The 18542-nt window shown below is 66.1% G+C and carries 19 protein-coding genes; 9 read left to right on the top strand and 10 right to left on the bottom strand.

Annotation, left to right across the window (positions count from 1 at the left end; all coding sequences use genetic code 11):
- From ABIE21_RS18330 to ABIE21_RS18315, 4 genes are all read right to left on the bottom strand, one after another.
- A partial coding sequence (locus ABIE21_RS18330) for a hypothetical protein (protein ID WP_354026299.1) occupies positions 1-291 on the bottom strand: 291 nt, incomplete at its 3' end.
- 122 nt (positions 292-413) lie between these two features.
- Entirely contained in the window at positions 414-1454 is a 1041-nt protein-coding gene (locus ABIE21_RS18325) for a hemolysin family protein (protein ID WP_354026298.1), read from the bottom strand.
- The gene (locus tag ABIE21_RS18320; RefSeq protein WP_354026297.1) at positions 1451-2809 is read right to left on the bottom strand and encodes a hemolysin family protein; all 1359 of its coding nucleotides are present in this window, start codon (positions 2807-2809) and stop codon (positions 1451-1453) included. Before ABIE21_RS18320 ends, ABIE21_RS18325 begins: the two co-directional genes overlap by 4 nt.
- 185 nt (positions 2810-2994) lie before the next feature.
- Positions 2995-3651 (bottom strand): response regulator transcription factor, encoded by a 657-nt coding sequence (locus tag ABIE21_RS18315; protein WP_354026296.1) that lies wholly within the window; start codon positions 3649-3651, stop codon positions 2995-2997.
- A 146-nt stretch (positions 3652-3797) separates the two neighbouring features.
- Between ABIE21_RS18315 and ABIE21_RS18310 the strand changes: the two genes are divergently transcribed.
- Positions 3798-4076 (top strand): GlsB/YeaQ/YmgE family stress response membrane protein, encoded by a 279-nt coding sequence (locus ABIE21_RS18310; RefSeq protein WP_354026295.1) that lies wholly within the window; start codon positions 3798-3800, stop codon positions 4074-4076.
- A gap of 93 nt (positions 4077-4169) precedes the next feature.
- Here the strand turns inward: ABIE21_RS18310 and ABIE21_RS18305 are convergent, their stop codons facing one another.
- The 4 genes from ABIE21_RS18305 to ABIE21_RS18290 all read right to left on the bottom strand — a co-directional run bounded on the left by ABIE21_RS18305 (position 4170) and on the right by ABIE21_RS18290 (position 8687).
- A complete protein-coding gene (locus ABIE21_RS18305) occupies positions 4170-5348 on the bottom strand; it encodes an ROK family transcriptional regulator (RefSeq protein WP_354026294.1) in 1179 nt (392 codons plus the stop codon).
- Positions 5349-5356: 8 nt separating this feature from the next.
- Complete coding sequence (locus ABIE21_RS18300; protein ID WP_354026293.1) at positions 5357-6268, bottom strand: carbohydrate ABC transporter permease; 912 nt, start codon at positions 6266-6268, stop codon at positions 5357-5359.
- Complete coding sequence (locus ABIE21_RS18295) at positions 6265-7152, bottom strand: carbohydrate ABC transporter permease (RefSeq protein ID WP_354026292.1); 888 nt, start codon at positions 7150-7152, stop codon at positions 6265-6267. Before ABIE21_RS18295 ends, ABIE21_RS18300 begins: the two co-directional genes overlap by 4 nt.
- 140 nt (positions 7153-7292) lie before the next feature.
- Positions 7293-8687, bottom strand: a complete 1395-nt coding sequence (locus ABIE21_RS18290) for an ABC transporter substrate-binding protein (protein WP_354026291.1) — start codon at positions 8685-8687, stop codon at positions 7293-7295.
- 316 nt (positions 8688-9003) lie between these two features.
- Between ABIE21_RS18290 and ABIE21_RS18285 the strand changes: the two genes are divergently transcribed.
- The 5 genes from ABIE21_RS18285 to ABIE21_RS18265 all read left to right on the top strand — a co-directional run bounded on the left by ABIE21_RS18285 (position 9004) and on the right by ABIE21_RS18265 (position 13663).
- Complete coding sequence (locus tag ABIE21_RS18285; RefSeq protein WP_354026290.1) at positions 9004-10005, top strand: zinc-binding dehydrogenase; 1002 nt, start codon at positions 9004-9006, stop codon at positions 10003-10005.
- A complete protein-coding gene (locus ABIE21_RS18280) occupies positions 10005-10811 on the top strand; it encodes a sugar phosphate isomerase/epimerase family protein (RefSeq protein WP_354026289.1) in 807 nt (268 codons plus the stop codon). The genes ABIE21_RS18285 and ABIE21_RS18280 overlap by 1 nt, the downstream gene beginning before the upstream one ends.
- On the top strand, positions 10808-12094 hold the full coding sequence (locus ABIE21_RS18275; RefSeq protein ID WP_354026288.1) for an MGH1-like glycoside hydrolase domain-containing protein: 1287 nt from the start codon (positions 10808-10810) through the stop codon (positions 12092-12094). Before ABIE21_RS18280 ends, ABIE21_RS18275 begins: the two co-directional genes overlap by 4 nt.
- Complete coding sequence (locus tag ABIE21_RS18270) at positions 12091-12834, top strand: ThuA domain-containing protein (protein WP_354026287.1); 744 nt, start codon at positions 12091-12093, stop codon at positions 12832-12834. The genes ABIE21_RS18275 and ABIE21_RS18270 overlap by 4 nt, the downstream gene beginning before the upstream one ends.
- Positions 12835-12904: 70 nt before the next feature.
- Complete coding sequence (locus ABIE21_RS18265) at positions 12905-13663, top strand: hypothetical protein (protein WP_354026286.1); 759 nt, start codon at positions 12905-12907, stop codon at positions 13661-13663.
- A gap of 56 nt (positions 13664-13719) precedes the next feature.
- Here the strand turns inward: ABIE21_RS18265 and ABIE21_RS18260 are convergent, their stop codons facing one another.
- Positions 13720-14337, bottom strand: a complete 618-nt coding sequence (locus tag ABIE21_RS18260) for a TetR/AcrR family transcriptional regulator (RefSeq protein WP_354026285.1) — start codon at positions 14335-14337, stop codon at positions 13720-13722.
- Between the two features lie 142 nt (positions 14338-14479).
- On the opposite strand from ABIE21_RS18260, the gene ABIE21_RS18255 reads away from it, so the two are divergent.
- From ABIE21_RS18255 to ABIE21_RS18245, 3 genes are all read left to right on the top strand, one after another.
- Positions 14480-15370: an SDR family NAD(P)-dependent oxidoreductase gene (locus ABIE21_RS18255; RefSeq protein ID WP_354026284.1), complete on the top strand. Its 891-nt coding sequence runs from the start codon at positions 14480-14482 to the stop codon at positions 15368-15370.
- A gap of 185 nt (positions 15371-15555) precedes the next feature.
- Positions 15556-15828, top strand: coding sequence for a hypothetical protein (locus tag ABIE21_RS18250; protein ID WP_354026283.1), 273 nt, complete (start codon positions 15556-15558; stop codon positions 15826-15828).
- Between the two features lie 805 nt (positions 15829-16633).
- Positions 16634-17530 (top strand): helix-turn-helix transcriptional regulator, encoded by an 897-nt coding sequence (locus tag ABIE21_RS18245; RefSeq protein WP_354026282.1) that lies wholly within the window; start codon positions 16634-16636, stop codon positions 17528-17530.
- 21 nt (positions 17531-17551) lie between these two features.
- On the opposite strand, the gene ABIE21_RS18240 is transcribed toward ABIE21_RS18245, so the two are convergent.
- Complete coding sequence (locus tag ABIE21_RS18240; RefSeq protein ID WP_354026281.1) at positions 17552-18502, bottom strand: helix-turn-helix transcriptional regulator; 951 nt, start codon at positions 18500-18502, stop codon at positions 17552-17554.
- Positions 18503-18542: the final 40 nt, after the last annotated feature.

The following is an 18542-nucleotide window of genomic DNA, read 5'->3' as shown; positions in this document are numbered from 1 at the left end:
ACGCGCCGCCGACACCGCCAGCTGCCGGTCCGCGACCTCGGCGTCGTCGAGGAACCTCCCCAGCAGCAGCTGCCTCTGCACATGCGGAGACAGGGTGCGCGGGTCGGGCATCGACTCCCACTCCGGCGGCGGCTCAAACAATGGCGACCCGAAGGACGACGATGCGAAGGACGACGGTGCGGAGAAGGACCCGGGAGCCAGGTCGTCGGGCGGCGGCCCGAACGTCGGATCGTCCTGCAGCACCGGCGCCGGCACCGGCCCCGTGTCATCCGCGATATCGGTGATTGTCATACCCACATTTTCCCACATTAGAACACGTGTTCGAGTGAATGAGGCCGAAATTGTGGAGAAAACCGGGTGCCTGTGGACAACTACGAGCCACCGTGAACTTGGTGCACCGCCCGTCGCACCGGTCAGGCGCTGGTGGCGTCTTCGATCTTCCCGACGAGCTCCTCGATGATGTCCTCGAGGAACAGCACACCGGTGGTGGAGCCGTCCGCGTCGAGGGTGCGGGCGACGTGCGACCCGGCTCGACGCATCGCCGCGAGGGCGTCTTCGAGGTCGGAGCTCGCCAGCACCGACGTCAGCCGGCGGATCCGCTTAGCAGGCACGGGAATTCTGAACGCGACCTGGTCGGTGAGGTCCATCACGTCCTTCAGGTGCAGGTATCCGGTGGGTTCGGAAGCGCCGTCGGTGAGGATGTACCGCGAGTAGCCGTGAACGGCGACCGCCTTCTGGATGTCGGCAGGGGTCGACGTCGGGGGCAGAAGCACCATGTCCGCAATCGGCACCTGCACGTCGGCGACCTTCTTGGTGGTGAACTCGAACGCGTTGGTCAGTGCACCGGATGCATCGTTGAGCACGCCCTCGCGGGTGGACTGCTCGACGATGTCCGCCACCTCGTCCAGCGTGTAGGTGCTCGTCGCCTCGTCTTTGGGCTGCACACGGAAGGCGAGCAGGATGAGATTCGCGAGCCAGTTCAGCGTGCCGATCACCGGTCGGAACACCTTCGACACGAACACCAGCGGCGGGGCCAGCAGCAGGGCCGCACGGTCGGGGACGGAGAACGCGAGGTTCTTCGGCACCATCTCGCCGATGACGACGTGCAGGAAGGTGACCAGCAGCAGGGCGACGATGAAGCCGATCACGCCGATCGCCTCACCCGACAGGGCCGTGAGGCCGAGGGGGATTTCGATGAGGTGGTGGATGGCGGGCTCGGACACGTTGAGGATCACGAGCGAGCACACGGTGATGCCGAGCTGGCTCGTCGCGAGCATGAGCGTGGCGTTCTCCATCGCCCACAGGGTGGTCTTGGCCGCCTTGTTGCCGGCTTCGGCTTTCGGTTCGATCTGCGACCGACGGGCGGAGATGACGGCGAACTCGGCGCCGACGAAGAAGGCGTTGACGACCAGCAGCACGACCAGCCAGATGATTCCGGGGAGATACTCGCTCATGTGAGGTCCTTCTTCAGCTCGTCGACGATCTGGTCGTGTGTGCTCACGGGGTCGTGGTCAGTCGCGGTGTCCGAGGGTGTGAAGCTCAGCCGCAGCACGCGCGCTCTGTCTACCCGTTCGACCCGCAGCATCCCCGTGTCCAGTGCGACCTCGTCGCCGACTTCGGGAATCCTGTCGAGTTCGTCGGTGACGAACCCGGCGATGGTCTCGTGCTCGGACTCCGGCACCGCGATCGCGGCGCGTTCCAGCAGTTCGTCCGGGCGCCATCCGGCGTCGAAGGTGATGGTCTTGCCCGCGCGGATGATGCCGGTTTTGTGCCGGTCGTGTTCGTCTTCCAGTTCGCCGACGATCTCCTCGACCAGATCCTCGAGGGTGGCGATTCCGGCCGTTCCCCCATATTCGTCGGTGACGATGGCGATCTGGAAGCCGCTGCGGCGCAGCAGCACGAGCAGTGTCTCGACCTCCATCGACTCGGGGACCCGTGTCGGCTCCACCATCAGGTCTCGTGCCGTCACCGTGGCGCGGTCGACGAGCTCAACGGCGAATGCCTGTTTGACGTGGACGACGCCGAGGATGTCGTCCGTGTTCTCGCCCGTCACGGGGAAGCGCGAGTAGCCGGTCTGGTGCGACAGTTCGACGATGTGCTCAGCGGTGTGGTCGGCGGCGATCCAGGCCACCTGCACACGCGGGGTCATGACCTCCCCTGCCGAATGGGTGGAGAACCTCAGCGTCCGGTCGAGCAGGGTCGCATGATCCTGGTCGAGCAAGCCCTCCAACGCCGAGCGGCGCACGAGTGATCCGAGCTCCTCGGCCGAGCGGGCACCGGAGAGCTCCTCTTTCGGTTCGATGCCGAAGCCGCGGATGATCGCGTTCGCGGTGTTGTTGAACCCCACGATGATCGGCTTGAAGACCATCGTGAACAGCGTCATGAACGGGATGACGACCTTCGCCGTCGCCAGCGGAAGGGCGAGCGCGAAGTTCTTCGGCACCAGTTCGCCAATCACCATGGAGAACAGTGTCGCCAGCAGGATGCCGACGATAGTACCGACCGCTGGGACGATAGCCTCGGGGACGCCGACGCCGGTCAGCGGGCCTTCGAGCATCGAGCTGACGGCCGGCTCGAACGTGTACCCGGTGAGAAGCGTGGTGATCGTGATGCCGAGCTGCGCGCCGGAGAGGTGCGTCGACGTGATCTTCAACGCCCGGATGGTCGGGCCGAGACGTTTCTCGCCGCGAGCCTGCCGGTTCTCCAGGTCGTTGCGGTCGAGGTTGACCAACGCGAACTCGGAGGCCACGAAGAGACCGGTGCCGACGGTCAGGAGCAGGCCGATACCGACCATGATCCACTCATTCATCTCTCGCCCCTTCCTGAACTCGAGCCACGAGGGTCAACGGGTTAAGGGGCTGGGATCTGTGATGGGGAGGGTCGTCCATATCCGAGCAGTGTATCCAGACTGGCCCGGCAGAAGCTGAGCGCCGGCGGATCGGGAGCCGGGTTCATCCGCCAAGACGTGGTGCCGCTGGCCGTCGTGGCGGAGGGTCAGGGGCCTCCGAGCCAGTGGTCGATGCGATGGTGGTCGGGCGTGAAGCCGTGACTGACGCCCCACAGCACTGCCTGGGTGCGTGAGGTGGCGCCGATCTTGGCGTAGACATTGCGGATGTAGAGCTTCACCGTGTTCGGGCTCAGGTAGGTGAGCGACGCGACCTCGGCGTTGCTCTTGCCCTGCGTGATCAGCGCGAGAACCTCAGCCTCCCGGTCGGTGATGCCCTCGTGCCGCCCCGGCCATTCGATTCCGGGCGCATTGCCGGCCCGCCGGGGAGGGTCGCTCACCACGACCTCGCCGTCGCGGACGGCTTCCAGCGCTGCGACCAGTTCGCGGGCGGTGAGCGATTTCGCCAGGTAGCCGCGAACGCCCTGCTCGAGGGCCTGGGCGACCAGGTCCGGGTGGAAGTTCCAGGTGTAAACGACGACATGGGACGCACGCGGACTGCGGACGAGGGAGGCGATCTCGTCGTGATCGGACTCGGGCTGCGCGAAGGAGTCGTACAGCACGATGTCGACCGTGTCCTTGAGGTCGAAATTCGCGTCGATCTCGGCGACCACGACGCGGTGACGGTAGTGGTCGAACATGTGGGCCAGACCCGCGAGCACGACGTCGTAGTCGTCGACCAGCGCGACGGTGAGGGGTTCGGCCATGCCTCGACGATACGCCCGATAGCACGAGAGGACTACACCCTTTGGGGTGTACCGGCCATTCGACCGCTCTGGCTGAATTGCTCTCGGCTCGGCATCCGCTGGGCCGTCAGGCACGGTCAGACGTGCAGAAGAAAGGATGACCCATCATGATCGGTCTCATCATCAGCCTCATCGTCATCGGCCTCATCGCCGGGGCACTCGCCCGACTCGTCGTTCCGGGGAGGCAGAACATCAGCATCCCGATGACCATCCTGCTCGGCATCGTCGGCTCGTTCGTCGGGGGCTTCCTCGGCTTCCTGATCTTCCAGCGCGACCCGATGGACGGCTTCTTCCAGCCCGCCGGAATCATCGGATCGGTGATCGGCGCGATCATCGTGCTGTTCCTCTACACGCGCTTCGCGGGCCGCAGCGCCGTCCGGCGCTAGTCGGTGGCGTCCCGTCCGGTGGTGCTGGCGCACACCGGACGGGGCCTTCCTCCGAAGCGGGATGTGTCGGGGTTCAGCGGCCGCGTCCGGGCGTCATCCGACCGCGGCCAGGCGCCCGTCGACGGCTTCGGCAGAGAACGTCTGCTCGATCACCATGTGCCGGGCCCCGTGCACTGCGGCGTCGGAACCGAGGCCGCTCGTCGTGATGACGAGCTCCCTCGTGGCCAGCGGAACCGTGCGCGCGAAGATGCTGTCGCGAACCGCGTTCAAAAAGTAGTCGCCGGTCGCGGTGATAGCACCGCCGAGCACGAGCACCTCGGGGTTGAGCAGCGCGACGGAGGTGGCGAGCACATCGCCGAGCAACCGGCCCGCCCGCGTCACGGTCTCGATAGCGTGGGCGTCGCCGGCGGCGAGCAATCGTGCCACGTCGCTGGTCGACTCGACGCTCGTGCCCGATTCTTTGAGCGTGCGCGCGATGGCGCCGCCGCTGGCCTCGGTCGCGAGGCATCCGATCGCTCCGCACGTGCACTGTCTGGTGTATTCGTCGCCCACCATGCGGATGTGCCCGATGTCACCCGCGCCGCCGGAGATGCCCCGCTCGGGCTCGCCACGGAGGATGACGCCGGCGCCGATTCCGGTGCCGACCTTCACGAACAGCACGCTCGGCGACGAGGGGTGCCGCTCGCGCATCTCGCCGAGCCCCATGAGGTTCGCGTCGTTGTCGACGAAGACCGGCACGCCGAGGGAGTCGCTCAGCCTCTCGGCCACCGGGTGGTCGTGCCAGCCGGGCATGAGCGGGGGCTGGTTGGGGCGCTGGGTGGAGAACCGCACCGGTCCGGGGATTCCGACGCCGACGCCCGCGACCTCGGAGAGGTGGCGGTTCGACCGGGAGAGCAGCTCGAACAGGCGCTTGGTGACGTTGCGCAGCACCTCGTCGGGGCCGGCGTCGATCTTGATCTCCGACGAGGCCTCGGCGATGATCTGGCCGCCCGCGTCGATCACCGCGAGGTGCGCGTGCGTCGCCCCGAGGTCGACGGCGAGCACGAGCTGGCCCGCCTCGTCGAACGACAGGATGCGTGCAGGGCGGCCGGTGGCACCCGCGACCTGCCCCGCCTCGCGCAGATAGCCGGCGCCCACCAGCTGCGACATGCGCAGCGACAGGGTCGAGCGGGAGATGCCCGTCAGGTCTTGGAGTTCGCGCCGGGTGCGCACCTGGCCCGACCGGACCAGCTCGAGGATCGCGCCCGCCGACGTTCCCTGGGTGAGTGCCATGTGTACGACTATCCCTTCTCGGCGCCGGCGGTGAGGCCGCCCGTGAGCAGTCGTTCGGTGAGGAAGAACAGGACGAGGATCGGCAGCGTCAGCACGACCGAGCCCGCCATCAGAATCGTAGTGGGAACTTCGATGCTGCCGGACAACTGCGAGAGCCCCAGCGACACGGTCCACTGCGGCCGCTTGTCGACCAGGAACAGCAGCGCGAAGAGAAACTCGTTCCACGCGATCATGAACACGAACAGGCCCGTGGCGACGACGGAGGGCATGGCGAGCGGCAGGGTGATGCGACGCAGGATCCCGATGCGGGTGAGACCGTCCATCAGCCCGGCCTCCTCGACGGCGACGGGCACCGTCTCGAAGTAGTTGCGCAGCATGTAGATCGCCACAGGCACCGTCTGGGCCGTGTAGACGAGGATCAGGCCGCCGAGCGAGCCGCGCAGCCCGAGCCGCGTGAACAGCACGAAGAGCGGGATCGCGATCACGATCGCCGGAAAGAGGTACGACGCGAGGAACAGCGCGCTGACCTGACGGTGCCCGAAGAACGGCAGGCGGGAGATCGCGTAGGCGCCGGGGATGGCGATCGCGAGCGCGAGCACGACCGAGGACACGGCGACGATCGCGCTGTTGGCGAGGAGGGTGCCGAAGCCCTGCCCGCCGTCGGCGACCGGCGCGAGCACCCGGGCGTAGGTGTCGAGGGTGAGCTCGTCGAAGGCGACGAACAGCGAGCCGGGGTCGCGCAGGAGGCTCTCGATCGGCTTAACCGACAGCACCAGCATGTAGTAGAACGGCAGCAGCACGGCTCCCAGGAATCCGGCCATGACCACCCAGCGCAGGATGCCGAAGACCTTGCGTTCGACGCGGTCGCGACTCCAGCCCCGACGGGGGCGGGTCGATGTGCGTACTCCGGTGGCGGTCATACTTTTTCTCCTCTGCGACGCAGGACGAGCAGGTAGATCGAGAGCATGATCACGAGCACGACGGCGAGGATCACCGACTGGGCGGCGGCTCCTCCGACGTTGCGCTGGATCGTGAGCAGCTCGTAGATGCGCACACTGGCGACGCCCGTTCCCGCGGCGCCTCCGGTGAGCAGGAAGATGTCGTCGAACTCGTTGAACGTCCAGATGGTGCGGAGGATCGCGAGCAGTCCGATGACGGGGAGCAGTTGCGGGAGGACGATGTAGCGGAACGACTGCGACGGGGTCGCGCCGTCGACCATGGCGGCTTCCTCCGGCTCGGTGGAGAGCGCTTCGAGCCTGGCCATGATGAACAGGAACGCGAAGGGGAAGTACCGCCAGCCCTCGAAGGCGATCACGGTGAGCAGCGCGGTGGGCACGGGGATCTCTGCGCCGAGGAACTCCCAGGTGCCGCGCGCCTCGGAGAGGAACGGGATGGGATCGGCCCAGCCGAGCACGTTCTGGCCGAATTCGTTGACGATGCCGAACTCGGGGTTGAGCATGATGCGCCAGATGAAGGTCACGGCCACGACGGGGGCGATGTAGGGCAGCAGCATGGCCGCGCGCACGAACGTGCGTCCGCGGAACGGCTTGCGCACCACGAGCGCTGCGATCAGCCCTAGCGAGATGGCGAGCACGACAGACCCGAAGGTGTAGACGAAAGTGGTGCCGAGGCTCGTCCACAGCGACTTCGAGGTGAGCACGCGCTCGAAGTTGCTCAGAGTGAAATTGCCGAACACGTTCGCGGTACCGATGTTGATGAGCTTCAGTCGCTGGAACGAGATCAGGATCGACCAGATCAGCGGCACCACGACGACCGCGAGAACGATGACGAGGGTCGGGGACATCAGGAGGAAGCCCGTTCGGGCGTCCCTCTGGGTAAGGGTCCTACGCTTCGGCAGGCGGGGTGTTGACACGGTCACTACTTTCCGCGGGTCCCGGGCTGCGTTGCCGCTGCCCGGGACCCGCGTTGTTCGGCGGTGCGAGGTTAGAAGTCGAGGTCTTCCTGGATCGTTGTTGCCTGGGCCTGCGCTTCCGCCGCCGCATCCTGGGCAGAGACACCGGAGTCGAGCATCGACGCGATCGACTGCGGCACGACGAACTGTCCGCCGACGGCAGCGGCGAGTGCGCCCTGTCCCTCGGGGATGCCCCAGCGGTTGAAGCCGTCGGGCGCGGCGACGACGGCGTCGAGGATGTCGGCGCTGTAGACCGAGGAGAGCAGGGCCTTCGTGTCGACCCCGGCCTCGAGCTGCTGCCAGCCGTCGGAGAACTCGGTGGGGTTCTCGGCGGTTCCGGCGCGCGTCGGCACCTTCCCCTCGGGTGCGACTGCGAGCCAGTCGTTGTAGCCGTCGCCCATCATGTACTCCACGAGGTCCTGCGCTTCGGGAGCCGCATCCTGCAGCACCGCCCAGGAGACGATCTCGCCGAAGGAGGCGGGCTCACTGCCGCTGGGGCCTTCGATCGCGCTCACGACGCCGGTGTTCTTCGCGAGGAACGTCGGGTCGGCGGCGCACTCGGCGCAGGTCGGAAGCGCATCGTTGCGGAGGCCGGCGAGCTCGTCGAGGAGGAACGACGACCAGACCACCATCGACGCGCCACCGGCGAAGTAGGTCGCCCGCGTGGTGTCGGCGTCCTGGTTGCCCTGCACCGAGCTGTCCTGGATGAGGTCGGCGTAGAACTGGAAGGCTTCCAAGCACTCGGGGCTGTCGAGGGTGATCGCGTCGTCGGAGTCGACGAGCTGGCAGTCGTTGGCCAGCGCGAAGTGCTCGAAGGTCTGCTGGGTGAACGAGTCGGCGGGTGCCGTGGACGCGACGATGCCGGCGAGGGAGTCGCTGTCGAGGGCAGCAGCCGCCGCGGCGATGTCGTCGTAGCTGGTGGGTGCATCGAGGCCGGCCGCCTCGAACAGGTCGGTGCGGTAGTACAGCAACTGCGCCCAGCCGTCGCTGGGAACGGCGAGCTGGGTGTCCCCGTCACTGGTGAGTTCGAGGGCCCGCTCGGAGAAGGTGTCGGCTCCGAGCTCGTCGATGATGGACGACGCGGCCTCGACATCGAGCAGGTCGTCTGTGGCGAGCTGGTTCACGCCGTTGAGCGACAGCGCCCCGATCATGTCGGGCAGTTCTCCCGCGGCGGCCGACGAGGTCAGCACCGTCGTCAGCTGGTCTTCCGCGACGGCGACGAGCTCGACCTTCACGCCCGTGGCCTTGGTGTACTCGGCGAAGATCGCCTCCTGGGCCGCGACGCGGTCGGCCACGTCCTCGACGGTCCACACCGTGAGAGTCTCGTCCGAGTCGTCCGAGTCGTCGGTGTCGCCGGCGGAGCATCCGCTCAGCGCGATAGCGCACGCGACGGCGACCGCCGTCAATGTCACTGCTTGCTTACGCATGGGTTCTCATTTCGTCTCGATGGATTTCGTTCCACCGTGTGGTGGCGCACTCTTCCGGGTCGTCGTTGACAGGGGATCCACGAGCCGCGGAGCACTTCGCCCATTGAACATGTATTTATGTCCGGCGACAAGACCTAACTCGTATTTCTTCAAATGACTCGCGTGCAAAATGGCACTGTCGTTTTGACCGGTCGATGGATTAATGGCTTGCACAGCGGCGACCGGCATGCGTAGTGTGTGGCGAACGACGCACACGAAGGAGTCTCGCCCGATGGGTTCACTAGTCAGTTTTTCAGCGCCCAGGGTGGCGGAGATCGTGCATGAAGCCGAAGCGCCGCTCTCGGCCGGCGAGGTGCGCGTGCGCACTCTCTTCTCGGGCATCTCCGCCGGCACGGAGCTCACCAGCTACCGGGGCAGCAACCCCAACCTCACGAAGACCTGGGACGCGACGAGCCGCCTGTTCGTTGAGGGCGACTCCGCCGTGTCGTTCCCGATGGCCGGCTTCGGCTACGAGGAGGTCGGTGAGGTGATCGAGGTCGCCGACGGCGTCACCGCGCCGGTCGTCGGCGACACCATCTGGGGCACGTGGGGGCACCGCACCACCGCGGTCCTCGACGCCGAGTTCGCCGCGGCCCGCGTCCTCGACGCCGACGCTGACCCGCGCGTCGGCATGTTCTCCCACATCGGCGCCATCGCTCTCAACGTGGTGCTCGACGCCGACATCCACATCGGCGAGACAGTCGTCGTCTTCGGCCTCGGGGTGCCAGGTCAGCTCGTCGCCCAGCTCGCCCGGCTCAACGGCGCCAGGGTCGTCGCCGTCGACGGCATCGAGGCGCGGCGCGACCTCGCCCTGCAGCTCGGTGCCGACGTCGTGCTCGACCCCGGCAGCGACAACGTCGCCGAGCGCGTGAAGGAGCTGACCGGGGGTCGCGGCGCGGACGTCGCCATCGAGATCACCGGCAACTACCGTGCGCTGCAGGAGGCGATCCGGTCTGTCGCGTACAACTCGCGGGTCTGTGTCGCCGGTTTCTTCCAAGGCGAGGGAGCCGGCCTCAGCCTCGGCGAGGAGTTCCATCACAACCGGGTGCAGATCGTCAGTTCGCAGATCTCGGGCGTCGGGGCCTCCCTTCAGCACCGCTGGGACCGCTACCGGCTCACCAGCACGGCGATCGCACTGGCCACCTCCGGACGGCTGCAGGTCATCCCCCTGATCACCCACACCGTCGAACTGGCGGATGCGGCCGGGGCCTATCAGATGCTCGACGAGCGCCCGCGAGAAGCACTCCAGGTCGTCCTCGACATGCGGGGCGACGCGTGATGGCTGCCGTCAACCCGATCTGCGTGCAGGAGCAGTACCTGCCCGGCGACACGATGAGCGAGAAGTGGGACGTCGCCCAGTCGTGGGGCTTCGATGGCATCGAGCTGCGCGGCAAGGGAGACGGCGTCTTCCTCGAGCGGCTGCCGGAGCTGCGCCGCGCGGCCGCCGCGGGCGTCGTGATGCCGACGGTCTGCGTGGAGATGCTGCACTTCATCGGGGCCTTCGACGAGGACCTGCGTCTGGACGCGGTCACGCAGATGCGCGACCAGCTGCTGGTGATCGCTGAGCTGGGCGGACGGGGCGCGATGACCCCCGCGTCGTACGGCATGTTCTCGCGTCGCCTCCCGCCGTTCGAACCCCCGCGCTCCGAGGAGGACGACACGGCCGTGCTCGTCGACACCCTCGGCGAGCTCGGCGAGTACGCCGCCGAGCTCGGCGTGACGGTGTTTCTCGAGCCCCTCAACCGCTACGAGGACCACATGATCAACCGGCTCGGCGACGCGGTCGCGCTGATCGAGCGGATCGGCCTCGACTCGATGCGGATCGGCGCCGACACCTACCACATGAACATCGAGGAAGCCGATCCCGCGGCGGCCCTGCTCGCCGCGGGCCCCTACATCGGCCACGTTCAGGCGAGCGACTCGAACCGGCTCGAGCCCGGCGCCGGCCACGTCGACTGGCCGCTGTTCGGGGCCACTCTCGCGGCCATCGGCTACGACGGTCCGATCGCGATCGAGAGCCGTCTGTCGGGGCCCGCCGACGAGGTACTGCGCTCGGTGCCGCCACTCCTGCGCAGATACCTGTGACCGCGACCATGCGGGCCGCCGCGACGCGGGTGCTCGAACGCAACTGGCGCGGCACGTACACGGTGCCCGCCGGCGGGCTCTACCCGCACCAGTGGAGCTGGGACTCCGCGTTCATCGCGGTGGGGCTGCGGCACATCTCGCCGCGGCGCGCGCAGATCGAGCTCGACTCGCTGCTGAGCGCGCAATGGCACGACGGGCGGCTTCCGCAGATCGTGTTCAACCGCGAGCGCGACGACGACTATTCGCCCGGGGGCGATTTCTGGCGCAGCGAGACCATCCCCGAGTCATCCGCGGTCTCGACGGCGGGCCTCGTGCAGCCGCCGAACCACGCGCTGGCCGTGCTGCTCGTGCACGAGGCAGACCCGGCAGAGTCGCGACGGAGGCGTTTTCTCCAGCGTGCCTACCCGCGCCTCGTCGCCTGGCACCACTACCTGCGATCCAGGCGGACCGGGCCGTCGGGTCTCGCCCGCATCGTGCACCCGTGGGAGAGCGGGATGGACAACTCGCCCTACTGGGACGCCCCGCTCGCGGCCATGACCGAGACCATCGTCGACGATGTGCCCCGGCCCGACCTGCAGCACGCCGACGCGAGCCACCGGCCGTCGAACGCGGAATACGGCAAGTACCTCTATCTGGCCGGCAGATACCGCGATCACGACTGCGACGACCTCGACGCCCTGTCTCCGTACCAGCTCGAGGACCCGGCCTTCAATGCGCTCTGGGCGCGGTCGGAACTGGCCCTGGCCGACATCGCCGCGGTGCTCGGCGACGACGCCTCCGCCGCCGAGCACCGCGAGAACGCCGAGCAGATCGCTCACGCTCTCGAGTCGCTGTGGGATGAGGGACTCGGATGCTTCGTGGCCCGCGACCTCCTCTCGGGGCGGCTGCAGCGTTTCCGCACCGTCTCCGGACTCGTGCCGCTGCTGCTGCCCGATCTGGCCCACACCGACGCGCTTCTGCAGACCCTGCGCGGTGAGCATTTCGCCCTCGGGCAGGTCGCACTCGTGCCGAGCCACGACCTGACCGCACCCACTTTCGACACAGCCCGCTACTGGCGGGGGCCGTCGTGGTTCAACACCGCCTGGCTCGTCGCGGAGGCGCTCGACGAACGCGGTCACGGCAGCGAGGCCCGGGCGCTCGCCGAGCAGATGTCCTCCCTGGCTCTGACCCACGATTTTCCCGAGTATGTCGACCCTCACACCGGTGCGCCGCGTGGCACGCTGGACTTCAGCTGGACCGCCGCACTGAGCCTCGACCTCTCCATACGACTAGGAGCACGATGACAGCCCCCACCCGCGTGACCGTGTGGAACGAGAACGTGCACGAGACCACACAGCCGGAGATCGCGGAGATCTACCCTCGCGGCATTCACGGTGCCGTCGCGGAGGGGCTCCTCGAACTGCTCGGCGACGACGTGATCGTGCGCACGGCCACCCTCGCCGACCCGGAGCACGGCCTCACGGAGGAGGTGCTCGCCGAGACGGACGTGCTCATCTGGTGGGGGCACACCGCCCACGACCGGGTCGCCGACGAGGTGGTCGACCGGGTGCACCGGCACGTGCTCGCCGGCATGGGCCTCGTCGTGCTGCACTCCGGTCACTTCTCGAAGCCGTTCATCCGGCTGATGGGAACCACCTGCTCGCTCGAGTGGCGCAACGACGGCGACCGCGAGGTGATCTGGACGGTCGCCCCGTCGCATCCGATCGCCGCTGGAATAGCCATGCCCCTCGTGATCGACCACCACGAGACCTACGGGGAGTTCTTCGACGTGCCGACACCCGACGAGGTGGTGTTCGTGAGCGCGTTCGAGGGCGGGGAGGCATTCCGTTCCGGGATGACCTTCACACGCGGCCGCGGACGGATCTTCTACTTCAGCCCCGGCGACCAGAACTACCCGATCTACCACCACCCCCAGATTTGCCGGGTGCTCGCCAATGCCGCCGGCTGGGCGCACAACCGGAGCGACCGTCGGGTACCGGAGGTCGCGAAGCGGCGCTCCGGATGGTTCCTCCCCGAGAGCTAGCGGTCTGGGCACACTCCCCCGTCGGTTGCGGCTCGCTGCGGCTCGCTGCGGCAGACGCTAGCCTCCGACCATGATGGCGAACAATTCTCGGGTCGTCTGCGGCATCGCGGTCGTGCTGGCTCTCGGCGCGGTCGCCGGGTGCGCGCATAGCGACGGCGCGATCGCGCCAGTAGCCGGCGTCTTGGCGGGATCTTCGTCAGCGGGGCCCGACCTCTTCGTGGCTGACACGGGGGTGGAGACCGCACCCCGGTTGCACTCTGAGGCGGACTGGAGCTTCAACACCGACGACCAGGCGGCATTGGCCGAGTTCTCGTCGGCGGTCGTCTCCGGCAAGGTCGTCGCGGTCGAACGTTCCTACGTCGACGACAACGGGCTCGTCGTCACCGCGTACTCCGTGCGGGTGGAGAAGGTCTACAAGGGTGAGGATATCCCCGACGTCATCTCCGTGACCCTCCCCGGCGGATCCGTTGCCCTGGGTGAGTACATCGCCGCCTTGGACACACTGGGCTTGTACGAGATGAAATTCGGCAGCAAGGATCCCGAGCTTCTGCCCACAGCCGGCATGGAAGCGGTACCGGACCAGGATCCGCGGTCCATGGACCCCTCGACACTCGTGACCGAGAACTGGGGTGTGAATCCGGCCAGCGAGTCGACGATCGCCGAGATCCGTCCCGACTCCTGGGTGTTCTACCTCGTGACCGACGACGACGTCTACTACGGTGCGGGTTTCGACCACGCTCTGAGCTATCTGAAAAACGGCCGGGTCTACAGCCTCAACGCCGAATCGGAGGGTTCGCCGGTTTCCGAAGACGAGCTCCTGGGGAGGTAGGCCCGGAGAGTGGCAAGACGGTGCGATCCACCCCCGCGCAACGTCGCCTGCGTCGGCTAGGCGCGGTCGTTCTCGTCTCCGATCATGGGGCGCAGTGCCGCCCCGACGGAAGTCAGGCGCGACAAGACATACTCGTCCATGGGCATCGTCGGATTCTCCGAACGCGCCCATTCGTGCGCACTCCAGTTGGCTGCTCCGTATAGCGCCGCTGCCGTCATGCCCAGCGCATCGCGATCCACCGAAGCGGGTGCGCGGGCGGCCGCGTAACGCTGGAGTCGGTCGATCATGTTCTTGTGCAGAGACGCCTCGGCAGCGAGAAGGTCCGGTTCCGACTCCACGATTCGCCACCGCGCGACCACTGTCGAATGCCCGACGACCCCATACCGTGCCGCGTCTGCAACTGCACGGACCATGACGTCCATCGCCGGGCCCTCTCCGTGCGACAGAGTCTGCTCGAGTCGCCGGAGAGCCGCCTCCATGTCGTACTCGAGTATCGCCCGCTTCGAACCGAAGTACGAGAAGAGGGTGCTTCTGCCGATTCCCACTTCTCGCGCAATCGCCTCCAGCGAGACATTTCGGTAGCCGCGCTCGTCGAACAGCTGCTCCGCGATCCTCCTGATCGCGGCACGACTTGTGTGCGGGGGTCGCCCCGCGCTTCTTGCATCTGCATTCACATGTAGAGCTTGTCAGCATCCCGACGCGAAAACGCATTACCGAACACTGTTCCGATATACTCCACCGAGCGGATAAATCAGTCGCCACCGTTCCGATCGAGGCGATCCCTCGCATGGCGCGAATATCACAAAGGAGTGGTCAATGACCAAAATCGACTTCACAGGGCAGGTCGCCATCGTCACTGGCGCGGGAGGAGGCCTCGGGCGATCCCATGCCGAACTGCTTGCGTCTCGGCATGCTCGCGTCGTTGTGAACGACATCGCGAACGCGGCCGAAGTCGTGGCCGAGATCAATGCCGCGGGCGGTGAGGCGATCGCGAGCGCGGACGACATCTCCACGCCAGACGGCGCGGCGAACCTGGTCCAGTGCGCCATCGATGAATGGGGCACACTCGACATCCTGATCAACAATGCCGGCCGCGCACGATGGACGACTTTTTCCGAGACGACGCCGGAGGAGTATGCGCTGGTGCGCGAGAGCCAGCTCGATGGAACGTATTTCGTCACGCGTGAAGCGTGGCCGATCATGAGGGCCAAGGGCTACGGGCGGATCGTCATCACCAGCTCTGGTCACGGAGCGCTGGGTGGCGCATCATCCATCAGCTACGCAACGAGCAAGGGCGGGCTCTACGGGATGATGCGAGCGGCGGCGATCGACGGGAAAGAGCTGGGCATCATGGTCAATGCGCTTGCCCCCGCCGCGTTCACTCCGATGGCGGTCGAGTACGTGACACCCGAATTCGCCAAGGTGATGGAGGAGAAGATGCCGGCGTCGCTCGTTTCGCCCATCGTCGCTGTTCTCGCGTCGAAGGAGTGCAACGTCACGGGCCAGTTCTTCGACGCCGGGGCCGGACGGGTCGGGACGAGTTACATGGTCTCAGCCCCGGGTTTCTACAGCCGTAATCTGACACCTGAAATGCTTCTCGAGAATTGGGAGCAGGTTGTGTCGACGGATGAAAGCCGCGTCTACTTCGCGTCAACCGAGTCCGGCGAGCTCATCGAGGTCGCCGCACGGATGAGTCAGTCGCGATGATATCAGCGCTGCAGGCCCTGTCTGCCGTCAGCGCCGCGCCACTCCCGACTGCGCCGATCCGCGCCTGCACGATGTGGCGTCGGCGTCGGATCGCCGTATGAGCGCACAAATCCCCGGTGCGAACCGTTGAATGGGACCGTCAATCGGGGATTGACACTCACGTTTCGTCAACCGAGTATTGACGCATGGAAACGAACCCGTTCTCTTTGGATAAGGTCATCTCGTACGTCGAGCACCGTCACCCCGATGGTGATGCGCTCGGAAGGCTGAGCGATGCTGCGCTCATCGGCGCCGACCTCAACGAGCAAGGTGATGCCCTGATCGGCTACTACGTTGATCAGGCCAGGAAGTCTGGTGCGTCCTGGAGCCAGATTGGACTCAGCCTGGGCGTAACCAAGCAGGCGGCCCAGCAACGCCATGTCAGCAAACCTTCCGCCTCAGGCACGAACGCGAACTAACGCTTATTCGCAGGCTGCCCTCGTCGCGCGCACGGAGAGCAGTCGGTGCCGCTGCGGGGTCGCGTCGAGTCACGGTCCTATGAATTGTGAGACGGGTCCCGGAGATGTCGAAGACAGCGAGCGCGTGTAGAAAATGTCTCGGACAGGTCCAAGTTTCATCGGACGCGCTTCGGGTTGTGTCATGGTCGCGAGCCTTGGGCTATCCACGTGCGAAGACGTTCGATGTCGCCCGACTTCCATGGCGTCACACGGCATGGAGCCATCCGCGAGCCGGTCCAAAATCGCATTCTGGAACTTCACGACGTCGTCGTAGTTCCACAGGTCGAAAGCCTTCCGCATGCTCTCGCGATTGCTTTCGCGGAAGAGCGGCTTTATATCGGAGGCGAATCCGACGGTAGTCGCAGCAGTCATCAGTGTCCGTCTTCCTCGAATCTCCGGCCCGCCCCGAACCATGCAACTGAGTCTGCAGCTCCACCGCGGTGACAGCTCTAACCAACTGCCGCTGGGTCAATCGGCAAATGTCGAAGGGCGAGGTCGGCGATGACTCGCGTCGAATCGCGGAACGACTCAATCGGGAATCGGGCAGCTCCTTCACGACCACAGCGCCGCGACCCGCCTCGTAGTTCCTTTTGTTCTGATTCGACCCGCGCCCGACCTCCCGCACCTCACCGCCTGTCCCCGAAAAGCGGATAATGAGGGATCTACATCCCCGCGATTTCAGTCGAAACGTCGACAGCTGCGGTTAGCGAGCGGTTCACGACGAGGCATTCAACGTCTGCACTCCGCACCAAGGATCGATTATCGAGTGAGAAGCGAAGGAGGCTACGTGTCGTCGAAACCGGAAGCTCTAGCTGAGTTCCTTCGCGCACGACGCGCTCAGCTGCGCCCCGAGGACGTAGGCCTGCCCGCCGAGCCCGGGCGACGAGTCCGCGGTCTGCGTCGGTCAGAGGTCTCACGACTAGCCCACATCAGTGAGCAGTATTACACCCGCTTGGAGCAAGGTAGAACCCTTCAGCCGTCCTATTCGGTGCTGTCGGGGCTCGTCACCGCCTTTGCTCTCGACGAATACGAGGCGGCCTACTTTTACAAGCTGGCCCTGCCGACCCCGCCGACAACCGAAGCGGCTCCGATTACACCGCCCGGTGATCTGATCGTGCAGCTCGTCGCACGTCGTTCCGATCTCCCGGTTGTAGTGACCGACCGTAACCAGGACGTACTCCTGATCAACGAACTAGGGTCCGCGCTTCTCCCTGCGCTCCGGCCTGGCATCAACGTGGTCGACATGGTTTTCGCCACCCCGGGCAAGCGGCGGGAATCTGCGAGCTGGAGAGCAGCGGCTCGGCAAGCCGTGGCAGCGCTGCGTTTCAACGCCGATCCTTCCGATCCCCGTCTGCAACAGATCGTGGGCGGGCTGTCCGTCCGGGATTCGGATTTCCGGGCATTGTGGGCTGACCAGCAAGCCCGGCCGTTGGAATCCGGACTTGCCCCGGTACTGGTAGTGGGATTCGGATCCGGCGATGTGGAATGGCAGACGTTAGAGATTCCTGGCGGATATTTCCTGATCGCCTATCTGCCGACTCCCGGGACCTTCTCGGGCGCCGTGATCGACTATCTGCGTCAGCGTCGCGCAAGTGCCCCGACTCCCGAGGCGGCGGCGCGCGAGGACATTACCAAGCCCGCCCCGGGACTCGACGTCGATTAGAAAGACACGACGGGCCAAGGACTACAGAGCCGGATCTACGGATTGATCTGGGTTTGTCACCAGCCGGATCGACTCGCGATGCTGGAGAGACAACCCACCGTTGTGGACACTTCCGGTGCTTGCGAGATTGTCCTCGTCGAAAGTCCTCTGGGGCCCATCGATAGGGGCTCGCAGTTTCACCCGGAGATGCTCGAGGACGGTGAAAGCGATCGTGCCAGGAGGCGCTGGCCATACCCCGATGAAGAGTCCGCCCGAAGAACGGAGGTTCTGCCATGGGAAGTCGACGACGCCGAACCCTTCGACGTAGGCCGGGACGGTTCCCGAAGTGAGTGGAACGGCTTCGTAGTCTGCCCAGATCGTGCGGAATATCGGCTCGTGCACGGAGAGCTCGCCGACGATCTCCTGCAATCGCGGATCGGCCGGATCGCCATGGAATCGCAGGGCAGCCACGACAGTGCGTGCCAACGCCTTCCACTGCGGTGTCTCACGCAATTCCAATGCCATGCTGAACGCGATCTGCACTGCATTTGATCCCGGGACTATCTTCGGAAACAGCGCTAAAGCCAAATCGTTGGCCATGATGACGTCTTGGTTGCGGTCATAAACGTAGACCGGGACGTCCGACCATTGTTCGATGATTTGCAGAACGGGTTCGGTTACCGTCGGCGCGGCGGGCTGCCTGTAGACCGACGGTTCCGGCAGGGCCAGTCGGTAGAAATAGGCCGCCGCGTCCGCGTCGAGTTTCAACGCTCTCGTCAGGCCTGCAAGGACTTGTTCCGACGGCCGATGGCCCAGACCCTGTTCCAGCCGCGTGTAGTACTCGGGGCTGATTCCGGCGAGTTCCGCGACTTCGGTGCGTTTGAGGCCGCGCAGCCGCCTTCCCGGGTCGGCTGGGAACCCGACCTGCTCGGGTTCCACCTGGGCGCGCCGCGCCTTGAGGTAACGCGCGAGACGGTTCGGATGCGGAGACACGGCGACACTCCAATAGGAGTTGGAAGAGAGTCAGATAACC

Source organism: Conyzicola nivalis (genome assembly GCF_040548875.1).
In the GTDB taxonomy this organism is placed as follows: Bacteria; Actinomycetota; Actinomycetes; order Actinomycetales; family Microbacteriaceae; genus Conyzicola; species Conyzicola nivalis_A.
The sequence above is the reverse complement of the archived record's forward strand: the minus strand, read 5'-3'. Positions and strand labels throughout refer to the sequence as shown.